10 protein-coding genes are annotated in these 19,754 nt (G+C 46.6%); 8 read left to right on the top strand and 2 right to left on the bottom strand.

Translation table 11 applies throughout. The features are described 5' to 3' along the window. The first annotated feature begins 23 nt into the window (after nt 1-23). Nucleotides 24-548 (top strand): gluconokinase, encoded by a 525-nt coding sequence (locus LQ567_RS25030; protein ID WP_231008662.1) that lies wholly within the window; start codon nt 24-26, stop codon nt 546-548. A 49-nt stretch (nt 549-597) separates the two neighbouring features. Next, entirely contained in the window at nt 598-1,917 is a 1,320-nt protein-coding gene (locus tag LQ567_RS25025) for a gluconate:H+ symporter (RefSeq protein WP_231008661.1), read from the top strand. A 79-nt stretch (nt 1,918-1,996) separates the two neighbouring features. Here the strand turns inward: LQ567_RS25025 and LQ567_RS25020 are convergent, their stop codons facing one another. Continuing rightward, nucleotides 1,997-3,742 (bottom strand): tetratricopeptide repeat protein, encoded by a 1,746-nt coding sequence (locus LQ567_RS25020; RefSeq protein ID WP_231008660.1) that lies wholly within the window; start codon nt 3,740-3,742, stop codon nt 1,997-1,999. A gap of 213 nt (nt 3,743-3,955) precedes the next feature. Between LQ567_RS25020 and LQ567_RS25015 the strand changes: the two genes are divergently transcribed. Continuing rightward, nucleotides 3,956-4,858 carry an SPL family radical SAM protein gene (locus LQ567_RS25015; RefSeq protein ID WP_231008659.1) on the top strand — a complete coding sequence of 301 codons (903 nt, stop codon included), beginning with the start codon at nt 3,956-3,958 and terminating at the stop codon, nt 4,856-4,858. A gap of 323 nt (nt 4,859-5,181) precedes the next feature. Further along, a complete protein-coding gene (locus tag LQ567_RS25010) occupies nt 5,182-6,513 on the top strand; it encodes a hypothetical protein (protein ID WP_231008658.1) in 1,332 nt (443 codons plus the stop codon). Nucleotides 6,514-6,649: 136 nt separating this feature from the next. Here the strand turns inward: LQ567_RS25010 and LQ567_RS25005 are convergent, their stop codons facing one another. Then, nucleotides 6,650-6,964, bottom strand: coding sequence for a hypothetical protein (locus LQ567_RS25005; RefSeq protein ID WP_231008657.1), 315 nt, complete (start codon nt 6,962-6,964; stop codon nt 6,650-6,652). Between the two features lie 414 nt (nt 6,965-7,378). On the opposite strand from LQ567_RS25005, the gene LQ567_RS25000 reads away from it, so the two are divergent. The 4 genes from LQ567_RS25000 to LQ567_RS24985 all read left to right on the top strand — a co-directional run bounded on the left by LQ567_RS25000 (nt 7,379) and on the right by LQ567_RS24985 (nt 19,749). After that, on the top strand, nt 7,379-7,567 hold the full coding sequence (locus LQ567_RS25000) for a hypothetical protein (protein WP_231008656.1): 189 nt from the start codon (nt 7,379-7,381) through the stop codon (nt 7,565-7,567). 1,823 nt (nt 7,568-9,390) lie between these two features. Beyond that, nucleotides 9,391-13,113 (top strand): hypothetical protein, encoded by a 3,723-nt coding sequence (locus tag LQ567_RS24995; protein ID WP_231008655.1) that lies wholly within the window; start codon nt 9,391-9,393, stop codon nt 13,111-13,113. A 114-nt stretch (nt 13,114-13,227) separates the two neighbouring features. Further along, nucleotides 13,228-13,554, top strand: coding sequence for a hypothetical protein (locus tag LQ567_RS24990; protein WP_231008654.1), 327 nt, complete (start codon nt 13,228-13,230; stop codon nt 13,552-13,554). Between the two features lie 39 nt (nt 13,555-13,593). Further along, nucleotides 13,594-19,749: a DUF6443 domain-containing protein gene (locus LQ567_RS24985; protein ID WP_231008653.1), complete on the top strand. Its 6,156-nt coding sequence runs from the start codon at nt 13,594-13,596 to the stop codon at nt 19,747-19,749. Nucleotides 19,750-19,754: the final 5 nt, after the last annotated feature.

Below are 19,754 nucleotides of genomic sequence, written 5' to 3'. Positions count from 1 at the left end.
TTTTATTGACCGTAAATTGGGCTATGTTTCATACAACGGGCAGGAGCATCATCGTTATGGGGGTATCCGGCAGTGGCAAAACCACTGTTGGTAAGGCTTTGGCCGGGGAACTGGGTTGGCGCTTTACAGACGGGGATGATCTGCACCCTCCTGCCAATATATCAAAAATGCATGCCGGGATACCGTTAACGGATGCCGATCGCTGGGGATGGCTCCGGCGTATCAACCAGGAAATGCAAACGCTGAATGCTGCAGGCGTTTCGGTAATAGTGGCCTGCTCGGCACTCAAGGAAAAATACCGGGAAGTATTGCGGCAGAACGGCGTGCCCATTTTATTCCTGTTCCTGAAAGGGAATTTTGACCAGGTGGATGCCTTACTGGAAAAACGGAAAGGACATTTTATGCCGCCGGGATTATTGCAAAGCCAGTTCGAAACGCTGGAGGAACCAACGGAAGCTGAGGCCGACTGCGTTACAGTAGCGATAACCAGTCTTCCGGAGGAATTGGAACAGATCCGTGTTTTATTAGGGCAGCGCGGATTTTACTGATCCATGGCGTATTCGTACAATAACTGTATTTTCGGGAGAAATACTTGCCATGGCCCTGTTGATCCTGACGCTTGGAATTGTATTGCTGTTGCTGCTGATCACCGTTGTAAAGCTCAATGCATTTATCGCATTAACGGTGGTGACCCTTTTTATTGCGTTGGGAAATGGTATGGCCCCGCCGCAGGTGATTACGGCCATCAGTAAAGGAATCGGCGACACGCTTGGCTCCCTTATCCTTGTTTTAGGCATGGGCGTATTGCTGGGAGCCTTGCTCACTGAAACCGGTGCAACACAACGTATTTGTAATGGATTGATCCGGGTATTTGGCCCGGCACGGGCAAAGGTGGCACTTGCTGTTACCGGTTTTGCAGTGGGACTGGCATTATTTTATAATGCTGGTTTTATTGTGCTGATTCCCCTTGTTTTTGTGGTAGCCCGGCAAACGGGTTTGCCACTGGCATATCTTGCCATTGCGATGGCGGCCCCGCTTTCCATTACCCACGGCTTCCTGCCGCCCCATCCGGGGCCAACGGCTATTGCCATTTTGTTTAAGGCCGATATGGGGAAGACCCTCCTGTATGGGTTGTGTATTGCGTTGCCAACCCTGTTGCTGGCCGGCATATTTTTCCCCGAACGTATCCGGAAAATAACGGCCGCTCCGCCACCCGGCATCTTTGGCAGTGAAGAAATGGTGGCCTCCTCATTGCCCGGTTTTGGGATCAGTTTATTTACAGCGTTGATACCGGTATTACTAATGGCCGCCTCCGCAGTATCCGCAGCATTGGAAAAACAGCAGACCGGTGCGTTTTTCCGGGTACTGCAATTTATGGGCGATCCGGGTATGGCCATGCTGATTGCGGTGATTTGCGCGCTGTTCTTTTTAGGGGTGTTTCGGGGCGTTTCCATCAAATTGCTGATGGACCGTACCAGCGGATCACTAAATGCTATTGCCACCATTGTGCTGGTAATTGCTGCGGGTGGGGCGTTAAAGGAAGTACTTATACAAAGTAAGACGGCGGATGCCATTACGCTCTTTTTTCTGAAAACCTCCCTGGCGCCATTATTTTTAGGATGGCTGGTAGCCACCCTTATCCGCATTGCTGTTGGATCGGCTACGGTAGCCGCACTTACCGCAGCGGGCATTGTGCAGCCACTGATCGCTTCTATGCATGTAAAACCCGAGTTGATGGTATTGGCTATCGGAGCCGGCAGCCTGATGTGTTCGCATGTAAATGATACGGGTTTCTGGATGTTCAAAGAATACCTGGGACTGAGTATTGGAGATACGTTTAAAACCTGGACGGTGATGGAGTCCATCATCGGCATTGCCGGGCTTATCGGCGTGTTGCTGCTCAACGTACTGGTATGATTGAATGCCGCGAAGGATGGCCGGTATGGTTGCGGTGATCATGCATCATGCGGCCGCTCCACCAATAAGAAGCCGTTTGTCAGATAGCCGCTACCAATGCCTCCGCTGTAAGCGATTCCGGTAGTTCGAGCTTTTTGCGGATCCGGTACCAGTTGGTACGGATGCTTTGGGGCGATACACCCAGCGCTGCGGCCATTTCCTTAGTTGAAAAATGAAGTTTCGCAAGCGTGAGATAACGGATTTCGGCTGGTGATACTTCCGGATGTTTTTCTTTCAGCCGGTGCAGGAAGCCGGAATGCACCTGCTCAAAAAGCACCCTGAAACGCATCCAGTCGCTTTCCGTCAGGATGGTGGATTGCCGCAATTGCAGCAGCAGGTGATGATCGGTGCCGGGATCCTTTTCCAGTTTTTGGGTAAGGTCATCTACCAGTTGCGATTTTTCCTGGACTCTTAACGCAAATTCGTTCAATTTTAGTTCGGATAATTTCAGATGATGTGTTGTTCGTTCAAGTGCGGCACTCAGTTGCAGCTGCTTTTGCTTATTACGCCGTTGCTTGTTCCGATAAACAGACAGGCCCAGTAACGCGGCGGCTATAAAGATAACGGCTAAAGAAAGGATCACCATATTCTTTGCCAACCGTTGCTTTTCGTATATCAGTTTGTTCTTTTGAACCATCATTTTTGACTGCAGCAATTCCCGTTGGCCGGCAGCCATTTCCACCTGCAGCGTATTGTATTTCTGATCCCGGATCTTTTCAGACCGGTGTAAACTATCGGCATATAACAGGGCCAGCCGGTATTCTTTTAGTTTGAGGTGGTACTGATAGCTAACAGCATAATAATTCAATTTTGCCTGTTCCAGTAACTGTTGGTTGCCAAAAGTACCGTTCCCGGGTTTGGGAAAGAAATGCCGGGTACGCAACAAGTAGGAATGGGCGCTGTCAAGGTAACCCAGCTGAAGATAAACTTTACACAGGTTTACACAGATCTTCTGTTGCATATCGGGGAAATCGCCACCAATATTCATCCGGTAATCCTCCAGGAAATAATTGAGCGCTTTTTGATAGGCGCCCTGCTGGTATAAAACCTCACCGATATTGCCGGCGCTTAAACCCATCCACGTGCTGTCCCTGTATACGCTGGCTCTTTGATACGCCATTTGAAGATACCTGTAAGCACTATCCAGCCTGTTTAGGTTCAGGTACGACATACCCAGGGTGTTATAGCGTTGTATGTCTAAATTACTATTGTACTTAGGAAGCTTTATCGATTCCCTCATATACAGGATCGCCTGTTCATAGTTTTGAAAGAAAAAGTAATCCAGCGCAAAGTCATGCAGGAATTTTCCTATGGCCGGAATACGCCCATATCCCAGGGTTTTAAAAATTTCATTGGCCCCCAGCAGGTTTTCAAAGGCCGCAGCATATTGCTCATTGGTGAACTGAAGTTGACCGATCGCAACCATACTGGCGCCCACATGCAGCGGATCGTTTTTTTTCTGGTATGTTTCCTGTAACTGCTTGAGCAAGGCTATTTTTTTTTGAAGATCCGGCTCTTCAAATGCGGGTTTTTCCCTGATTAAATATTCCACCTCTGCCTGGAGCAGCTGATCTTTGTGTTTTTTTGCAAACGCGCTGAGTTGGTTAAGGAACGGCCCAAATGCGGGCGTATTAATGATATTATAGGTTTCGATATATCCGCTGATATACCGGATCCGCTCAAAAGATGAAAGCGGGGCCAGGCAGCTGTCCACATTGAGTGCAAAACCCTTAATAGATAAGAACAGGTAAAAAAAGATGAAGTAAAAAAGCTGTCTAGGATTCATTTTGATTGCGCAGCGGTGAAGGTACCGATTTATTTTATTAGCGAACCGGGATGCAATCCTGTTTTGTGTCGGTTTCTTTAAAAGGAACAAAGGTAAAGCCCAAAAGATATTTGTATATGCATTCAAATAGAAAGCATATACCTTTATAGGAATATACCGGCACTCGTGTTTCAGGATCGAACATGAAAGGCATGCGCAGGTATCCCAAGGAAAATGACACGCACCATCATCGCCCAATCGATATTGAATAAAACAAAACGCAGGAATCCCTGGTTCCTGGATGATTATACCGTTAATCCCTATAGCGGATGCTCCTTTAACTGCCTGTATTGTTATATCCGGGGCAGTAAGTACGGGGTTAATATGGAGGAAAAGCTGAGTGTCAAAGGCAATGCGGTTGAACTGCTGGAGCGGCAGCTGGCGGCACGGGCCCGGAAAAAGCAGTATGGGTTTATCGTATTGTCGTCCGCTACCGATCCGTATCTGCAGATTGAAAAAACACAGCTGCTTACCCGGCGGCTCCTGGAAGTGATCCTGCATTACCGCTTTCCTGTTCATGTGATTACCAAGTCGGATCTGGTTAGCCGAGACTTCGATCTGCTTGAGGCCATTGACCGGGAAAGCATCCTCCCGGATGATTTGCACGGCAGAATAAGCCGTAAAGCCCTGGTCACGTTTTCCTTTTCTACTATTGAAGATCATGTCGCCCGTATTTTTGAGCCAGGGGCCACACCTCCTTCGGCGCGTTTGAACACGTTAGAGCGGGCACTTGAAAAAGGGCTCTTTAGCGGGGTGAGCCTGATGCCTTTGCTACCGTTTATAACGGATACGGCGGCGCAACTGGAGCAGTTGTTTCAAACGTTTAAAGCGGCAGGGGTAAACTACCTGCTGCCATCCACACTTACATTGTTTGGCGCTGAAGCCTCCGATAGTAAGACCCTGGTGCTGCGTGCAGTGGAGAAGCACTACCCGCATTTACTGGAAAGATACCAGCGGTTTTTTGGCTCCGGTACGCAGATGCCCGCCTATTACCGGAAAGCGTTCGCACAAAAAATGAACGAACTCAGCCAGAAATACCAGCTTCGTAACCATCTCCTCACAAACCAGCCGGGGTAATACAACGCATCGCATTGCCGGTTGGCGATCCTGCTGCCCGACCGCTGTTTTTTCCGTTTGACGGTTCAATCCGTTGTTCGACGAATCATTGCGTACGCAATTGCCGGCGCAGCTACCTTCGCATCATGCATCAGGGAATAGCATGCATCGCCATGCTGTTTGTACCGGAACCCGATATCCATCAATGTAGTCGATTGGTATACCGGTGCACCTTTCCGAACTGCTATCGCATCATATTATTCGTAATAATAAACGTTGAGAAAAAGGAGCCGAAGCAAGTGCTGGTGATACATAAATGCTAAAGTCAAATTTAAAATACCCACATGAAAAGAACTGTTTTTTTTGTCTGGATGATTGCCGCCGTCTTGGTTTTAATGCCCGGTTGTAAAAAGTCTCCGCAGGACGATCAGCCTGATCCCGATGAATGGGAGCGGGGTATTCCGTCGTTTCAACCAAAAGGAGAACCGGTAGGAACGGCGGTAAAGAAAGTGATGGGACCGGATGGCGGATCCATTGCCAGCGGGGATGCACATTTGCAGGTATCTATACCACCCGGCAGTTTTGCGGAAGCTACAGAGATCAGCATCCAGCCGATCTCCAATACCCTTGAGGAAGGAACCGGAAGAAATGCCTACCGGATCGAAGCTCAGGGACGGAAATTGCTAAAGCCGGCGACATTGACGTTCAACTATGCGGGCCGGATGGCGACTGAGGGCGCTGAAAATGTGTTGATGATTGCTTATCAACGGGGAGATGGCGCCTGGTGTGCCAAACCTACATCTGTGGACACAGAAAGCCAAACGGTATCTGTTACAACCAGCCATTTCAGCGACTGGATGTTCTTTGAAAATCTTTCGCTTCGAAAGGACCGGGAACTGGTAGAAAATAATGACAAGGTAGAGCTGGATTTATTGGAAACGAGTTTGTTGGCGCCGCTGGCGTCCCCGGGAAGTGATGATGCAGATGCGCTGCCCTTATCGCTTTTTCAGGATCTGGGTCCCAAAAAATACACTTCCCTGCAGTGGAAGATTGTGGAAGGACCCGGAAAGCTGGAGGTGCGGAAAAACACGAAAGGTGTTATGGCAAAGGCTATTTACACGGCCCCTGCCGTGATCTCTGAAAGTAAAACCGTAACCATACAGGTAGAAGCGACTTCCAAAGGCACCTTGCCCGATCCCGGGTATCCGGGCGGAAGACGTCCCATTGGAAAGATGATTTTTTTAACTTCCATCAAACTCTCTCCGGATGCTTATTTTAAAGGAACCGTTGGCGGGCAGCCTTTTGATTTTGATGTAATAGGAGCACGGGTTCGGGGAGGCAGTCTGCAGATAGATGGCGGGGATTCAAAAGCCGGTACCGGTATTAACATCTATTGCAATGGTTTAAAGCAAAACGTGTACAATGGCGGCAGAGGGAGCGGAGAATTTTATATGACCTATAGCAAAGGAGTGCCGCGCATCATGTTCTTCAGTTTCTATAATTCCTGTTCCGGGGGAGAGCAATTCAGCGGCAAGCTGACCTTCACAACGGTTACCGACGATTTTATTGAAGGAAGCGTAACCGGAACCGTATTCTTTACGGATAACCGTTGCAGTTTTACCGACTCCAAGGAGCTGTCGGCTACCTTTAAAGTAGCCTACCCTGATGCGCCGTAAGCGGCATTTGTCGCAGCTTCATGGCTTTGTGATCGACGTAAACGATTGTTGATCCGTTTGAGGAACATTGTGTATCCTAATTAGTCAAAGAACGGGTGGCACATTAATGTTTCTGGCCGGTGAATGCGCCGCTTTATCAAGGCTGTTTTTCAATGTAGGACCAATTGATTGAAGAAGTAGATTTGACCGCATCAGTAAGATTGTCAATTTTTAAAAGGAATTTCATTCGAACCAGGCAGGCGACCGTTTTCCCATTATGCTCGGCTGTGCTCCAGCCGCAGGCCGATTGTTGTACATACTTTTGCACGATCTTTTTAAAAGATGCATTATTTCCCGATACAGTTAAATTACTCATTTTTGCATCCTGGTTGATAATGAAGGCGGCGATCACAGAATCCTTGTAGTAATTTGGCGAGCCAGTGTTGCCGTTAAAAATTTCTTCAATCGACACTGTTTCATAAAGTGTGTAAGTTGAAATCGAGTCATAACGGATTCGATTTTTTAACTAAACATAATATGAACAAATGAAAACAGAAGATTTTCTTAAAAATTCGGGGCTTAACGTACGAAGACGACTGAGATAGGGACTTCCTTTTCATTCCATGCATGCAACGGCGCTAGGGAGTAGCATTGCAATCGTTTACCGAGATAGATTAAGCATTTTTTTGTGCGAGCTTCCTATCGGCGTCTGCCGGAGGGGACGCTGAGGAAAAGAAAACGATTCATAGCTTAAGGCACAAGAGGAGGTGTTTGCACTCAATGATGCTTATTAAATTACGAACTGTTCATCTTAAAATGTCTGCCGTTCAGGGGCGGACTTTTTTTTGAGGGCAGGATCATTGCGGAATTCATTCTTTTAATGAATATGGAACAAGAGATCGAATTTCTAAAAATGCGTTTGTATATAATGGAGGCTGTACAAGCAATGCATATGGACGAAATGGAAAAGTTCAAAGCGGCCGTGGAAAATATCAGCATTGAGGAATCTCGCAAGGACTATGAAGACGTTAGAGACAAGATTATTACCGATACAGAGCTGCGCTTTTATCGTTGAATAAGGGAAGTTAAAACTGCTCCCACAAACCTTGCCGCAACTTGAAGGTTTTTTGATGAAAAAAATCTCCAATATTAATCCTATGTCCAGCTTTGATCATGCTATTGCAGAGTTGGTGTCCATAGTGGTAATTTAAGCGTAAGACAGGTTGCGAGCCTCGCGTGTATGAGTACCCGGCAATTTGAACGGAGAGCGCTGAGTAGTCTTGATGTATCTCTCAAATTATTCGGCCGTATTATCCGGTTTGCAAATGCTTCATTATATATAAAGAAACCCGCTCCAACATACCTTGGTCCCGGATCGCCTATGAGTTTGGCTTTGCTGACCAGATGCACCTGGTCAATGATTTTAAGAGATTTTTCGGATTTGGGCCCACCGGATTAGACAGACGAATTGACCCATCAGTAAAACTACTAACGACAATAGAGGGAAAGGAGTAAACAAATTGTCGCTTTTAATCTATTTTTAATTTTGTTCCTCCGAATACTTTTGTACACTTACCACTTCTTATCACAAACCCCAGTAAATCCTGATTAGAGACAAAATTACATTGGCTCAGTTATATGCAGCTAAAGCACAGAGGCTATTGAAAAATATACGAGTGCCCAATGCCACTTTACAGCATGCGTGGCTGCTGTCCAGGTGGGCCCTTCATATTATTAGCCGAGAGGTTGATATACACCTTGCTACCGGAAGATTAAGACAGTGTTATGGGGTACAGATGTTGCGTAATTTAAAAGACGGAGGTGCATGAAAATTTCGTCACAGAGAATGAGAATACAGAAGTGAATTGATTTGTAGAAGATTCTCCACTTAGTAGTGAAAGATCTTAATTTGAACCCGTGCTGACCATTTGTCTGCGGTATATTCCTTCTTTCATTACAATGGATGACAACAAGGAAGATTATTGGAATTGTTAACCTGCGTGAAGCATCTATAGGATTAACTACTGTATCGTATCAATTATATTAAACAAGGTCAGGTACGTGACAATCAGTATAACACCCACCATCCGGTGGCGACGGTTTTTATTCTTGCCACGGGCTTGATATTTGAATGATCGTTTTCAGCGAGACAGAGAAATGCCGTGCAGGAAGCTTCCATTCTATACCGAATCCCTGATTCAAATAGATTCTGTCTAAATTTTCTAGTGGTATATCTATGCTGAAGTTGTTTGACATTGGAAAAAAGAAAGATGATGATTTCAAGAATATATTTTAAGTAGTAAAAAAAAATAAAATATATTTGGAAATAATATGTGAAGTTCGGTATTTTTGCGCGGTAATATAACTGAAATGAGAAAGTAAAAATTGATAAACCTGGCAACCCCTATGAGAGAAGCCGTATAAACCTGGATCTGTGGAGCGATATCTTTAGAACCCCTCATTTGAAATAATCAATATTCTGTTGCTTACAAGTATTATTGTGAGGAATTGAAGGTGTGTTTTTAGCAAACCTCTTGGGGTTGTTGCGGATCTGTTATAGACTTTTTGGGTAAATGATGTTGTTCCCCGCCTCAACCGGCGGGGGAGAGTTGACTTTATGAGAAGAATGATAGCGTTGCATAGGGCTGAAAAAGAGGAACGTGTCTGGCTGTAATATTCATGCCAGAAAATAAACAGGAAACTTTATTGTGCATCGTATCCCAGGGTTGTAACAGTTGGAGCAGCCTCAAGTCTTGGAAATTTTTGCGCTTATTGAAAGCATACGGAAATATTAAATAAGGAAAATCATAAACGATGAAGATCAGGACTAGAATAGCTGCTTTGAGTTTTTTTTTGCTAATGGGTTGTTACACCATGGTTTTGGGCCAAACAAATAAATTGACCCCGGTAACACCGGAGGCGGCAGCATTGACCAAAATGGTCAATTACCCGGTTGATTATAATACGGGTGTGCCGGATATACGAATACCATTTTATGAGATCAATGTGGGTGGATTAAAATTGCCGGTTGATCTGGTATACCATGCCGGCGGCTTCCGGATCAACGAGCAGGCAACCAGGGCCGGGTTGGGCTGGTCCTTAAGCAATGATCTCCAGATTACACGCACGGTAAACGGTAAGGACGATTTCCTTTCAGCGGGGTATATCAATAACAGCCTGGTGAAGACCTATTATCCAAATCCTTCGAGCTGTTCCGGATGTACCTACCCTACTTCCTACCAGGAGAACTACTACCTGGCAACAGGGGAAAAGGATGCAAGTCCCGACAAGTTTACGTATAAATTACTCAATAAATCTGGGTCTTTTTATTTTCAAAAAAACACCTCGGGATCGGGATACAGCATCGTGCCGGTTCCTTTTGATAATATCAAAATAGAATTTAACTACAATCAGTTTGTCATCACAGATGTGGACGGAACGAAATATTATTTTGGAGAACCGGGTGCCGGGGATGTTAATTTGTTGCTGAGCAAGGGAATGGAAGTTACGGGCGCGGGTACAGACGGTACCTGTTTCGGATGCGTAGTTTCTGCCTGGAAATGTAAACGTATTGTAAGCGCCCAGGGCATTGAAGAATTATCCTTTAGTTATGCGCCCAAGGCTATGGTGACATACAGGAGTTATAATGATTATGTAGAGTATTACAATAATGAAAACCCCTGCGGCATGATTAATTACTATACATCGGATAGAACGGAAATGACTCAAACTACGGATTACAATTACTTACCTCCTTTTTATGAAATATCATCGCCGAAATACATGGTAGTTTATGGCAATAGCGCCAAATCTTATTTTCATGTGCCTCGCCTGAACAGTACGAATAATGTTGTGGACGCCGTTTATGAACGAACAGGTGTAACGAATAGTTCTGCGCAAAACATACATGGACTTTCCGTTTCTGAGATCAGTTTTCGCGGAGGAAAGGTACAGTTTAATGGAGCTGATAAGTTGAATAATATCCGGGTACTCGGTCCATCCGGCGAAGAGTTGAAAACAGCCTATTTTTTCCAGTCTTATACGGCGCCTGTATATGTGCAGGAGGCAAAAAGTTACAACGGGCCGAATTTTCAGGGAACCATGTACCTTGACTCATTACATATCCGGAATGGCGCGGATACCTATGAACGCTATGCACTGGGATACCAGTCGAAATACTGTTTCGGCAATCATTTGAAGGGGCACGATGCCTGGGGGTATCCCAATGATAACACGGTGGAGATCGCGTATGCAAATAATACCTCCATGAATGTAATGTCGCTGCCAACCATTAAACGGAACCAGGACCGTTTTTACAGGGATATCCAGGGTGGATGCGGAAACTTTGCCTCAAACATTCCCATTATGGTTACCGGTAATAACTGGGCGGAGGCCCCGGGTGAAGAAGCTATGAAAAGAGGCATCCTGAAACGGATCGTTTATCCTACCGGAGGATATGCGGATTTTGATTTTGAAGCCAACAGCTATACAGAACAATTCAACTGGCTGGGAGCACAGAACTCCCTGCCGCAGCTTTGCGGCGGTTTGCGGATCAGGGCTATTAATACGTATAAGGAGGATGGCACATTTGCTGGACAAAAATACTATCGTTATGGAAAACTGGAAGATGGAACGGGTGTATTGGTCAATCGCCCGGCACGTGCAAAGGAAAGCGGCCAGTTTCATTACGGAACAGTGGGGTACGAACAAAAGATCGCCTATTTGAAGGCCTTAAACCCGGGAACATCCTGCGATACGAAAAGCTGCTTCAGTATTTACACCATGGAAACAAAAACGACCTATCAGCCGGCATCGGCCCTGGATTATACCTATAGTAACGGTGCTCCCATTTATTATGAGAAAGTGACCGAGTATAACCAGGATCTGGGAAAAAAGACCGGGAAGACAGTATATGAATACTATTCCCCCGAGCAGTATTACAATAATAATAACGCCTATCTGTATGCAGAGAACCGTATTGAGGGAACGAATATAAGCCGGTTAAAAACAGATGGGCTTATGGGGGCTCAAAAGTCGGTTAAGAAGTATTTGTATAATACGAGTGCTTTGTCGCATGAATTAAATGACCTGTACCGGCTGATCTATAAAAAAGATTTCACCTACACAGCCTATTTAAAACCGGAACAGATCCGGGTTAATTTTGCCTTTTTGCGGGTAATGTACTCCGTCATTTCTGGTAGCACCCCGGTTAATTCCTGGACGTTCTATAACCCTGCTGAAAACTTTTCATCAACAGGACATTATCCGGGTCAGGAGTTCATATACGGCGAGTATGGAATTCCGTCCGGCCGGCTGCTGCCGGATAAAATAACCGAAACCTCGTATACCGATACAGATAGCCTGAAAACCGTAACGCAATATGAATATAATAACCTGCCGTACCTGAATCCCTCAAAAATTAAAACCAGCGACAGCAAGGGGGCAGAAATAGAAAAGCAACTCAGATATGCCTATAATTTTACGGGAACCCCTGTTTATGATTTAATGGTGAACCGGAATATGGTAAATGCGCGTATCGAAGAAATTGAAACCAATGTTACCCTGGGAAAGGAAGTTGCGCGGCAGAAAACGGAGTATAGCCAATTCCCGGTTGGGTTAGGAGTGATAGCGCCCGTTGCCCTTAGCAGTTCAAATAATGGAAAACCACTTAGAGAGGATCAGCATATCCAGGAATATGACCAGTATGGAAATGTATTGGAAATGAAGGGGCGGGATGGTTTGCCGGTTTCATACCTGTGGGGATACCGGTTCTTGCATCCCGTTGCCGAACTGAAAGGGCAGACCTATGCGGCCATTCCGGCATCCTACAAATCAAACGCCCAGATTATCAATCCAACGAGTGATGCAGACCTCCGGGCACTGCTGTCGGGACTTAACCAGCCCGGTATAGTTGCGGATATTTATACCTACCGGCCGCTAGTAGGTGTAAGCAGCCATACCGGTCCCAATACAAAACCGGCCTATTTTGAATACGACCCCGTAGGCCGACTGATCGCGAAAAAAGATCATAATGGTCGTATACTGGGACAGTACGCTTATAAAATGCGCAATTTCAGCAGTGCTGGAGCCAGTCCATTGTATCTGAACGTGCCTGTCATGCGCTCTCAAAATGTTCAGGATTTAGGGATTTGGCTTTTTTATAATAAAATTGTGGAAGGCGGTACAATGATGGGAATTGACCAGCAATCGGCCGACCAAAATGCCATTGCATACGCTGAGAACGGATCTGGTACAACGGTTCCCGACAACCCGGGATCAAATATTATGGCGGATGTTAAGCTGCGTTATTCGATTGCAACCCAGGTGGCCGCGCCATCCATGTTGTGTGTAGATTTTATCCGGAATGATGCCGTGGTAGCAACCTATAAGTTTAAACCCTATTCTTCAACACCGGCGGAGCATACGGCGCGCATCCCGGCCGGTACCTATAAAGTGAGTATCCGGATCAGTGCGGGCGTGAATTATCAAAACGGCTGTTTGGTGTATTCCGTACTGGATATGAACAGTCCCGGTTCATATGGCAGTTTCAAAAGCGGGGACGAGGTTGTGCTTGTAGCAGGCCAGCCCTATGAAATCAGCATCGGAACATTAATGTATTAATGCCGGGATGTAAAAACCAATGACTATGCAATAAATACCAGCGAGTGATCGCCGGAGGGCAGCAATAGCCTGTGCTCCCTATTGCAACTTCTAATAAATATAAAGCAATTCAATATGAAAAGTCTTCTTCTTTTAATGGTTCCTTTATTTATGACCGTCAAAACCCGGGCGCAGCAGCAAACTACGCTCCTTTCCAGGGTTGACCGGATGAGCACCTCTCTGGGGTTAGACAGTGTGAAGCGGTATAAGGTATACTGGATGGAGCAGCAGAGGGAAAAAGAGCTTGCTAAAATGAGAACCCAATTTAAGCAGGAAGACAGTGTGGGCCGGGCAAGGGAATCCGTACGCATCGAAAAAAAACGGGATGCCTATTACAGAACCGTAATGACCACCGCCCAATACGATCAATACCAGGCCATTAAAAAGGAGTTTGTTAAATAAATCACTAAAACGGATCAAATGCAACGAATACAGAGGTCAATGAAAAATACCATATTGCCGGGATTCTTACTGCTGCTTTTTACTTTGTGCTGTCATTTATATGTTCTGAGTCAGCCAACGGGAAGCAATATGACGAATCCGGTCAGTATGGGTAATTATTCCATTGGATCCCATAATTATGCTGATGCGAGAGACAATATCCCTGCTTCAGGTTATGGCAATGATTACGGCGAGGCAAGCGACGATGTGTTTTATCGGTTTGAAGTAGCCGGAAGAACCGACCTGAGCATATCATTGTGTCAGGCACAGCTAGATACCTACCTCTATTTGCTGGATGCAAATGGTAATGTGGTGGCCTCAAATGATGATAACGGTCCATTTTGTTCGGGCAGGTCATCATCCCTGCAAACCAATATTCCTGCTGGAGTATATTATATTGTTGTAGAGGGATATGGTTCTTCCTACGGAACATATAATATAAGTGTGGGACTTACGGTTACCTTAGGTGGTGATACGATGGGGAATGCCATACAAATTGGTAATTATACGGTGCCGGGCACATTTACATACACCGACAGTAGAAGTAACGATCCTGCCAATGGGTATGGAAACGACTATGGCCAGCCCAGCGACGACATTTTTTACAAAATAACGGTCAGCGGTCCAACGGATCTTACCGTGTCAACATGCGGTTCCAATTTTGATACGTATTTACATGTCTTAAATAGTAGCGGAGGACTAGTACAGTCCAACGATGATCATTCAATATGTAATGGAAGCCAATCTTATCTTCAGTTGTCGAATCTTCCGGCAGGTACGTATTATATCGTGGCTGAGGGATATACTACTAACACGGGTACGATTAATTTGTCCGTAACAACAACGGTGCTATCCCTTTCAGCTTCTCAGGGGGTGAATATGGGCAACGCGATCGTGATCGGCAATTATACAGCCCCCGGCACCTATACCTATACCGATGTACGCAGCAATGATATCAGTTATGGATACGAAGACGACTATGGGCAGTACAGTGACGATATTTTCTATAAAATAACTGTGAGCGATACCGCCGATCTTTCGGTAAATACCTGCGGCTCTGATTTTAATACCTTTCTGCACGTGTTAAACGTCAACGGTGGCCTGATCCAGTATAATAATGACGATGGGCCGCTCTGTGTGGGAAGCAACGCCTCCATACAATTGACCAATCTTGTTCCCGGAACCTACTATATCGTGGCGGAAGGATTTCATGTGTTCAGCGGTACCATTAACCTGGCGGTAACAACCACGGTACATGGCCCCACTGCGCCCTCCGAAGGGGTAAATATGAGTAATGCGATCGTGATCGGTAATTATACCAGCCCGGGTACCTATACGTATATGGATAATCGCAATAACCAGACCAGCAACGGATATGGGAACGACTATGGCCAGACCAGTGATGATATCTACTACAAGGTAACGGTGAACAATACCTCCAACCTGGCTGTGTCTACCTGTGGATCCTTATTCAATACCTACCTGCATGTATTGAACAGCAGCGGTGGGCTTGTACAGTATAACGATGACAATGGCCCCTGGTGCAGCGGTACCGAAGCATCACTGCAGTTATCGGGCCTTCCTGCAGGAACCTATTATATCGTGGCAGAGGGCAACGGCACCAGCAGCGGTACCATCAACCTGGTAGTTTCAACAACGGTACAAGGCGGCACTGCTCCTGCGGGAGCCAATATGGGCAATGCCATCGTTGCGGGGAATTATACATCTCCGGGTACCTATACGTATACGGACAATCGCAGCAACGACGGAGCCAACGGGTATGGGAACGACTATGGCCAGGCCAGTGATGATATCTACTATAAAATAACGGTCGGCAATACGGCCAACTTGTCCGTATCTACATGTGGCTCCGGTTTTAATACCTACCTGCATGTATTGAACAGCAGCGGGGGGCTGGTTCAATCCAATGATGATAACGGGCCCTCATGCAGCGGGGCTCAGGCATCGCTCCAGTTGACGGGGCTTGCGGCGGGTACTTATTATGTCGTAGCTGAGGGTGCTGGTACGGGTAGCGGCACGATCAACTTATCAATAACAACAGTGGTGCAATCGCAGTCAACCACCCCTGCTTCGGAAGGTGTAAATATGAGCAATGCCATTGTGGTGGGCAGTTATACCAATCCCGGTATCTATACCTATTCGGATAAGCGCAGCAATGATGTAAGCAATGGGTATGGGAATGACTATGGCCAGGCCAGTGATGATATTTATTACAAGGTAACACTGGGCAGCGCCGCCGATCTTACTGTTTCTACCTGCGGCTCCGGCTTCGACACCTATCTGCATGTATTGAACAGCAGCGGCACCCTTATCCAGTCAAATGATCATAATGGGCCGTTGTGCAACAGCTTCCAGGCGGCCATCCAGCTGACGGGCCTTGCGGCCGGTACCTATTATATTGTAGCGGAGGGATCTGGTTCAAAAACCGGGACCATTAACCTGTCTGTAGCTGTAAGCATACAGGCTTCGGCGCTTCCTCCGGCAACAACGGAGTACCGGAATTTTATCAAAGAATGGGTGCCCAAGTACCCGGAAACCAATCCGGGGATGCTGGCAGACCGAGAGGTACAAGATGTCAGCCATACGGCGAAGTATTTGGATGGCCTGGGCAGGTCGGAGCAGACCGTGATCAAACAAGGCGCGCTTACCACGGCCACCGGCATCTACAGGGATATGGTTATACCTGAAGCATATGACGCATATGGCCGGCAAACAAAAACCTATTTGCCCTATGTTAGTGCGGTTGGCGGAGGATGGTATAAGGACCAGGCAACGGTGCAGCAGCAGGAATATTACAGTGGCAACGGCAATCCCTATTCCCGTCAGAACGAAACACAGTTCTTCAGCCGCACGGAATTTGAAACGTCACCCGTGGGCCGGGTTACACAGCAGTTTGCCCCCGGTAGCAGCTGGGGCGGCGCCGGTCGCGGCATCGCAAGTAAACTCCTGTTTAATACGGTGCAGGATTCCGTACGCGTTTGGGATGTAACAGATGCTACTGCAATGGGCGACTTTGGCAGTTATAACAATACAACAGCGTACATGTATGCCCCCGGCACCTTATACAAGCTGATCACTACCGATGAGCACGGAAGCCAGGTAGTGGAGTTTAAAAACAAGGAGGGACAGGTGGTATTAAAAAAAGTGCAGCTATTAGCCGCTGCCGATGATGGCCCCGGAAAGGGTCACAGCGGCTGGCTCTGTACCTATTATATCTATGACCGGCCCGGCAACCTGCGTTGCGTGGTACAGCCGGAAGGCGTGAATGCAATGAACAGCTCCGGCTGGTATCTGACTCCAGACCTGCTCAATGAGCAGTGCTTCCGGTATGAATATGACGATTATAAGCGAATGATCGTTAAAAAGCTGCCCGGTGCGGAGCGCGTGGTAATGGTGTATGATGCGCGGGACCGCCTGGTACTGACACAGGATGCAAACTTAAAGGTGAATGCTGCCTGGAATTACACAAAATATGATCACCTGAACCGCGTGGTACAAACGGGGCTGGTGTTTCTTCAGGATAATAATCCTGCTACGCATTGGACTGCTGCCATGGGACTGTCTGGGGACAACAGCAACATACAATACCCTACTATTTTAATGCTAGAGTATGCCACCCCGCTTACGGAAACGTTTTATGATAACTATGATTGGATTGCAAATTATCCGGATCTTTACGGATTAAACGGCACGTACAGTACGGGGCATGACAGTTACTTGCTGCCCTCTACTGGTCAATTCCCATATGCCCAACCAAATACACAGGATACGCGGACAATGGGATTGCAAACCGGCAACAGGGTTGTGTCAATAAACGAACCAGGATATCAATCTGCTACCTCCATTACTATTTATGATGAAAGGGATCGCCCCATACAGGTAAAAAGCAGGAATCATACCGGCGGTACTGACATGGTAACCACCCAGTACAGCTGGACCGGGCAGCCGCTGGTGGTTGTAAATGAACAGACCAAATTAACTGGTACGGCCATTTCGCTGACCACGATAACCCGGAATACCTTTGATGCGCTGGGCAGGGTAGTGCAAATAACAAAAAATATAGTGAATAACCTCACGGGCATTGCCAGTGAGGATAAGATCATTGCCCGGAACTATTATAATGAGTTGGGCCAGCTGGAGGCCAAAAAGCTGGGGGTAAATGGCGGTAGCGCCCTTGAAACCCAGTTGTTTGATTATAATATACAGGGCTGGCTATTGGGTATGAACAGGGATTACGTGAATAGCGGAACTTCGGCAACAAGTGGTTTTTGGGGCTTTGATCTGGCGTATGATAAACCCAATAATAATAAGACCAGTCAGAGCAATGCCGCCATTAATAATTATACCGGTGCATCCTACAACGGGAATATAGCCGGAATGACCTGGAGGGGAAGGGGGAGCAACAACACCGGGGCGATCCGCCGGTACCAGTTCAGCTATGACCGGGCCAACCGGCTGATGAAAGCCGACTTCGGGCAGTACAGCAGCGGTAGTTTCATCGCTGGAGCCGCAGGGGTGACCGGCAGTGTAAAATACGATATGCAGTTGGGCAATGGAGTTGACCCGGCCACCGCCTATGATTTTAACGGCAATATCCGGCAGATGACCCAATATGGTTTTGTAAGCAACCAGAATCTGTCGGTAAAAACCGACGAGCTGCATTACAGCTACATGAAGAACGGATTAAGCAATAAGCTGAAACGGGTAGACGAAATGGCCGCTGATACCCGGAGTTATCAGCTGGGTGATTTTAATAATGGTGCCAACACGGGAGACGATTATACCTATGATGACAATGGCAATCTTACCAGTGACCTGAACAAGGGCATCACGGGGATCAGTTATAATATCCTAAATTTGCCACAGGAAATTGCTGTAGCCAATAAGGGCACAATTTCCTACAAATATGATGCCGCCGGCAACAAGCTGAGCAAAACGGTTGAGGAAAACGGGCAGCCGACAAAAGTAACCACCTATCTGGGGGGATTGATCTTTGAAAATCATGTGCTGAAGTATGTGGCAACAGAGGAAGGCCGTATGCGCCCGGATGGCGGCTCCTTTACGGCTGATTATTTCCTGAAGGACCACCTGGGGAATGTGCGTTCGATGGTGAACGAGGACGGAACCCTGCTGGAGGAAACGCATTACTATCCGTTCGGGTTGGCGATGAAGGGTATTTCCTTACAAAATGCAACACCGGGATTACAAAATAAGTACGGATATAACGGAAAAGAACTGCAGGTGGACCTGGGACTGGATCAGCATGACTATGGCGCGCGGTTCTATGATGCGCAGATAGGGCGATGGCATGTGCCAGACCCGCTGGCAGACCAGATGCGCCGGTTTTCACCGTATAATTACGCCTTTGACAATCCAATACGGTTTATCGATCCGGATGGGATGGCACCCATTCCAGGAGCTGCAGAGCTTATATCATGGGCAAGAATGAGGTCGGCGATGGATCAAGCAAGCGAAAGAGAAGAAAGCGATGATGATGAAAAAAAGAAGAAGAATAGCAAACGGGCTTCAACTGCATCTGCGATACCTTGGGCTATAACAGCTAGAGGATTAGGATCAGCAGGAACCGGGGGACTTGGTATTGGATCAGGAGGTGCCGTGTTGCCTGCATTGGGCTTTGCAATTGGCTGGGAGTACGGCAAAAATAATGCAGATCAGGTGGAGGATATGGTTGGTTGGATCTATGAAAATTTAGGAGGTCGGCAGTTTGAAAATTATATGAATGACAAAGCCAAGCCTGTAGCCGCTCCTGTAGATCCAGTACTTGCTAAAAAAATGTTTGATGAACTTACGAATTTGTATAAAAAAGTTATGCACGGTCAAGGGGTTACGTATGCTTTGGTTGCCCTATACGATGGTGATTATAATGTCTATTCTTCAGGATCATCCATGCCAACGGGTAGGGTTTCATTAAAGAAAGGCGATGTGTGGAAGTTTGGCGAGACGACAAACCCGTCTGAAAGATATGATCCGGCATATTTAAAAGCCGAAAATGTAAATATGGTGCCTATTCGTGGTGGAAATATTATACAAATTAAGGCAATGGAAAAGTTTTTAATTTATGGCTATTTTTTCCAAAATGGTAAGTTGCCTCCTGGAAATAAAATTTTTAGATAGACTTT

Origin of the sequence: Niabella pedocola, from assembly GCF_021044425.1 — a bacterium.
In the GTDB taxonomy this organism is placed as follows: domain Bacteria; phylum Bacteroidota; class Bacteroidia; order Chitinophagales; family Chitinophagaceae; genus Niabella; species Niabella pedocola.
The sequence above is the reverse complement of the archived record's forward strand: the minus strand, read 5'-3'. Positions and strand labels throughout refer to the sequence as shown.